The sequence below is a fragment of the Thioalkalivibrio sp. genome (genome assembly GCF_041690275.1).
Lineage (GTDB): Bacteria > Pseudomonadota > Gammaproteobacteria > Ectothiorhodospirales > Ectothiorhodospiraceae > Thioalkalivibrio.
The window spans coordinates 1-4,923 of record NZ_JAWLHP010000052.1; the positions used below are offsets into that span (position 1 = coordinate 1).

The window sequence follows — 4,923 nt, forward strand, 5'->3', positions numbered from 1 at the left end:
GGCAAGCCGGCCTACTTCAACACCTGCTACAGCCTGCTGAGCCCGGAGCACAGCATCTCGGTCTCCGGCGTCTACGAGCCGGTAACGGACGCTGATGGCGAGCAATCGGTGGTGGGCGTGGGCGACTCGGTGGCGATTTCACCGGCGGATGCCGATGACCGCTTCCAGGGACGCGAGGCCCGCTACGCCGCGAGCTGGTACGACAACCTGACCGACCAGGGCTTCGGCTGACAGTCATGATCCACCATGTCCCCCGGGCGGGCGATGCAGGGGGTGACGCCCTGGACCGGGATCAACAGGAGGAATGCCGTTCGTGAACATTTTACGAAACATTCTGGCGATGATCGGTGCGCTGGCCATCATCGCCGGTCTGGCAGGCTTCGTGGCCGCGCAAAACTTCCTTGGAAAACTGGATCCGGAAGCGCCGGCCATGTACACGGAGTTCGCCAAACGCTACATGGAGAACCTCGATCCCGCGGTCGCGATGGTTCGCAAGGTCCGGGTCGAGGATGGACTCAGTATCGATGACGTGATCGATTCGATGAAGAGCCTGGCCGCCGGCCACAACATGCTCTACGTCGGCGACGCCCCCTTCTCCCGGCAAGTGGAGGCGGTCACGGGAGAACCCTATCGTTACGTCAATTTTCTCTCCTTCTGTGACGTCGGCGTGGGTGCGATGATGGCCGACTACGACAACGCCTACACGGCCTTCATGCCCTGTCGCATCGCCCTGGTCGAGGACAATGATGGGACCTTGTGGCTGCAGATGATGGACCTCGACATGATGATCTATGGTGGCAAGCCGCTACCGCCTGATCTGCGCAAGGGCGCCCTCTGGGTCAGCGCCACTTTGAACGACATCCTGGAGGGCGCGGCCAGAGGGGACTTCTAGAGCAGTGCTGGTCAAGCCGTCATCGCGAGGAGCGCAGCGACGCGGCGATCCATAAGCCGGCCGGCGGCCCCGTCAGGGGGCAGGCCGAGCCCCTCACCCCACGATCGCCGCAGCAGACTGCCGGCGTCACGCCTTCGTTTGGCCAATTACATGCTACATTCAAGGTTGAAAACCATCTGGACTCCCTTGCGCCTCTGTGAAAAGCCTGAACAGCTACCTGCTCATTGCATCGGCGATCCTGTTCCTGGGTGTGGTGACCTTCGGGGCTATCTCGGTCATGAGCGTGCACGCCGTCAGTGAAAAGGCACGCATGATCGAGACGGAGGCCCGTAACATCGCATTCATCGGTCGCCTGCAGGATCAGGCCCATCAATTGCTGCTGGCGGAGCATCACTACCTGCTCGATCCGCAGCAGAACGCGTTCGCGCGCGATCGGGCCGAGTCCATAGGGAACGCCCTCCGAGCCGATCTATCCGACCACCTCGCATACGAGGAGGCAACCGCCTACCCGGAAAGCCTCGAAGAGGTCCGACTGCTGCGCGAACTCGATGCCGTTGTTCGAAGCCTGGCGCAGCTCACGTCCCCCGAGGGAAACAGCCTCACGGGGGCCGTACCGCCCCAGGTCCTGGCGGAGGAACTCCTGCAACGGGGTGAGCAGATCAAGGAACTGCTGACACAGGTCAATGCGCTGCATTTCGATATCATCGCCCGCAAGATCGGCATGGCTGAAGGACATTTCAGTTTCCTGCTCCAGCTCTTCCTTGGACTGTCCCTCCTCGGGCTGTTTATCGTCTGGCTGGGTTACATGCTTCACTCGCGGTACGTCGTAAGCCCCGTGAAGTCTCTGGCCCGGACCGCCCATCGACTCGCCGCAGGCGACCTGTCCACGCGCGCCGACACCCACTCCAGGACCGAGATCGGCGTCCTGTACCGTTCCTTCAACGAGATGGCCGAGACCATCCAGCGTCATGAGCGCGACCTCTCCAGACTGACGCAGGAACTGGAGCGGCGCGTCGAGGATCGCACCCGGAGCCTCGAGCAGGCCTACGCGTCCCTGCAACGCACGCAACGGGACCTGGTCCGGATGGAGCGCCTGGCCACCCTGGGCCAGATTGCCACCACGGTCAATCACGAGATCAAGACGCCCCTGAATACGCTCTATATCAACCTGCAACTGCTGAAACGTGCGGCCCGCACGTCCATGCCCAGCGATTCGGCCGGCCACTCGGAGATCCTCCACCTGATCTCGATGATCGACCACGGGGTGCTGAGGATCAGTTCGTACCTCGACGAATTCGTCAACTACGCCCGTTTCCCCCCCTCGCATCCCAGGCGCACGGATACAAACGCCCTTGTGGGCGAGGTCATGGAGACGTTCAGCCAGAAGGCGGAGGAGGCCGGCGTGCGCATCGAGGCGAGGCTGGACACTCGCCTGCAGCCGTTGCTGCTGGACGAGCGCACGATCGTCCAGGCAATCGTAAACCTCTGCGCAAACGCGCTGGACGCAATGCCCGACGGTGGCACGCTGTCGCTCGCAACGCGGGCGGAGGACGACTGCGGGATCATCGAGGTCTCCGACACGGGGACCGGGATCGATCCCGAAGACCAGGAACGGATCTTTACCCCGTTCTTCACCCGGAAGGAGACCGGCCTCGGTTTCGGCCTGGCGATCGTGCAGCGCATCGCAGAGGATCACGGTGGGTCCGTCTCCTGTACGAGCCGACCTGGTCAGGGGTCCACGTTTACCCTGCGCTTGCCAATCGATCAATCCGCCATGTCCCCGGACGATGAGCCGGAATCGGCACAACTCGAATACGGCACCTCCTGAAGAGCCGCGCCCCGGAGGCCGCTTCCATCGAACTCGGCGGTGTTGCAACGGACCAGACGCGCCAGGGCCCTCCCGATTCACCCGGGCCCGGTGCCCATTCGACCAACAGTCGTTGAACGGAAGACATGGTGCAAGACTCGATCCTGATCGTGGACGATGACAGGATGACCCGGGAGACGCTTTCCCGGGCCCTCTCCGACAGCTATGCAACATTGACGGCGGGAAGCGGCGAGGAGGCACTCGAGCTGCTTCAGTCCGAACCGGTCTCCATCGTGCTGGCGGACCTCGTGATGCCGGGCATGAACGGCATGGAGCTGCTGGAGGCCATCAACAAGCTGGAATACCGGCCCATGGTGATCCTGATCACCGGGCAGGGAACCGTTGATTCCGCGGTCGAGGCGATGAAGCTCGGCGCCTATGACTACCTCCCGAAGCCGATCAATATCGACCGGCTCGACGTGCTGATCCTGAAGGCCCTGGAGGCGTTGAAGCTGCGCGACGAAAACCTTCAGCTCAAGCGGAAGTTCGCCGAACGCTACAGCGACGTCGCGATCGTCGGCCAGTCTCCGGAGATCCGGCAGCTCCTCGCACAGGTCGAACAGGTGGCCAGTACCAACGCCACCGTGCTGATCGAGGGCGAGAGCGGCACCGGCAAGGAGATGATCGCCAACATTATCCACTTCAACAGCGACCGTGCGCTCGGGCCATTCGTGAAGGTGAACTGCGCGGCGTTCTCGGAGGGCGTCGTCGAGTCCGAACTGTTTGGCCATGAACGCGGGTCATTCACCGGGGCCCTCGCGACCAAGAAGGGACGCTTCGAGCTGGCAGACGGTGGCACCCTGTTGATCGACGAGGTGGGCGACCTGCCCCCGTCGGTACAGGTGAAGATCCTGCGCTTCCTGCAGGAACGGACCTTCCAGCGCGTGGGCGGACATCGTGACCTGAAGGTGGATGTCCGCATCGTGTCCGCCACCAATCGCAAACTGGAGGAACTCGTCGCCGAAGGCAGCTTCCGTGAAGATCTCTACTATCGGCTCTGCGTGGTCAGGCTGAAGATTCCCCCACTCCGGGAACGCCGCCAGGACATCGACATCATGTGCGAGCACTTCCTGCGGCACTACAGCGAGACGCACAACCGCGACATCGATGGCATCAGCGACGAGGTGCGGGAGCTGATGCGCAAGCATTCCTGGCCTGGCAACGTCCGGGAGCTGATGAACTGCGTCGAGAGCATGGTCGTCACCGCGACCGGACGGTTGATCACGCTGGACAACCTCCCGGAGCACCTGCTCTCCAAGTGCGCCGCCATGCAGATCGAGCCCGAGACCGGGGGTACCCTGGCGGCGATGGAACGTCAGATGATCGCCGAGACACTCGAACATACCGGCGGCGACAAGCCCGAGGCCGCCCGCATCCTCGGCATCGGCCTGCGCACTCTTTACCGAAAGATCGAGCGCTGGGGTCTCTGAGCTTTAGCCGCCCCCGATTGCCACAATGACAAGCCGGTTGTCATTGTGGCATCCCCTCTCCCGCTCATGACACGCAAGGCGTTGATTCCATGATGCCCTGATCGTGGCTCACTTCTTGCTGCGAGATCGGGTGAAGGCCCGTCTGACCGGTTAGCAGGTCCAGTCACACTGCTGCCCGGTTTGTGCGGCGGGCGAAGGGGCAACGGGATCCACTCAACCTGGTCTTACTGCGCCATCGGGCCTTCCACCGCCACAGCCTGAAAAGAAAGGCTGGAGTTCGAACGCGACGGAATCTCAACCGTCCGTATCGACGCCATCTTGGGAGGAGGATAAAACATGCAAGGATTTCAACGAAGAAACCGCCTGTTGGGCACGGCCGCCACCGCCGTGCTCCTGGCCATGACGCTGGGGCTGGCCGGTTGCGGCAGCGATGGGGACGATGGGGCCCAGGGGCCGCCAGGGCCTCCCGGACCGCCCGGCGAAGATGCCGTCACCGTCACCGACGCCGCGGCCGGCGTGGATTCGCCCAATGCCTCCGTGTGCTACTCCTGCCATCAGAATCGCGATGACGTTGACCTCGTGCGTAGCCACATCGACGCGCTCGGAGGAGAGATGTTCGGCTTCGCCACCCACCTGGACTTCGAGGGCCAGGAAGGCTGCACCAGTTGCCATAGCGGCCTGCGGCCGGGAGCTGGGACTGCCGGCCTCGAGGGCCTCGAGGCCGGAGTGAACCA

The 4,923-nt window shown here is 63.1% G+C and carries 5 protein-coding genes; all 5 read left to right on the top strand.

What is annotated here, in order from left to right:
• Positions 1 to 231 (top strand): FCSD flavin-binding domain-containing protein (locus ACESMN_RS10480; protein ID WP_373053546.1); only part of this gene is annotated, 231 nt, incomplete at its 5' end.
• Between the two features lie 73 nt (positions 232 to 304).
• Complete coding sequence (locus ACESMN_RS10485) at positions 305 to 892, top strand: DUF302 domain-containing protein (RefSeq protein WP_373053547.1); 588 nt, start codon at positions 305 to 307, stop codon at positions 890 to 892.
• Between the two features lie 196 nt (positions 893 to 1,088).
• On the top strand, positions 1,089 to 2,720 hold the full coding sequence (locus tag ACESMN_RS10490; RefSeq protein WP_373053548.1) for a sensor histidine kinase: 1,632 nt from the start codon (positions 1,089 to 1,091) through the stop codon (positions 2,718 to 2,720).
• A gap of 128 nt (positions 2,721 to 2,848) precedes the next feature.
• Positions 2,849 to 4,189, top strand: a complete 1,341-nt coding sequence (locus ACESMN_RS10495; protein ID WP_373053549.1) for a sigma-54-dependent transcriptional regulator — start codon at positions 2,849 to 2,851, stop codon at positions 4,187 to 4,189.
• 336 nt (positions 4,190 to 4,525) lie between these two features.
• On the top strand, positions 4,526 to 4,923 hold a 398-nt coding region (locus tag ACESMN_RS10500), incomplete at its 3' end, for a hypothetical protein (protein WP_373053550.1).

Excerpts from the sequence above, each read along its gene's own strand:
- ACESMN_RS10485 (WP_373053547.1), top strand. The coding sequence starts at position 305 with ATGCCGTTCGTGAACATTTTACGAAACATTCTGGCGATGATCGGTGCG.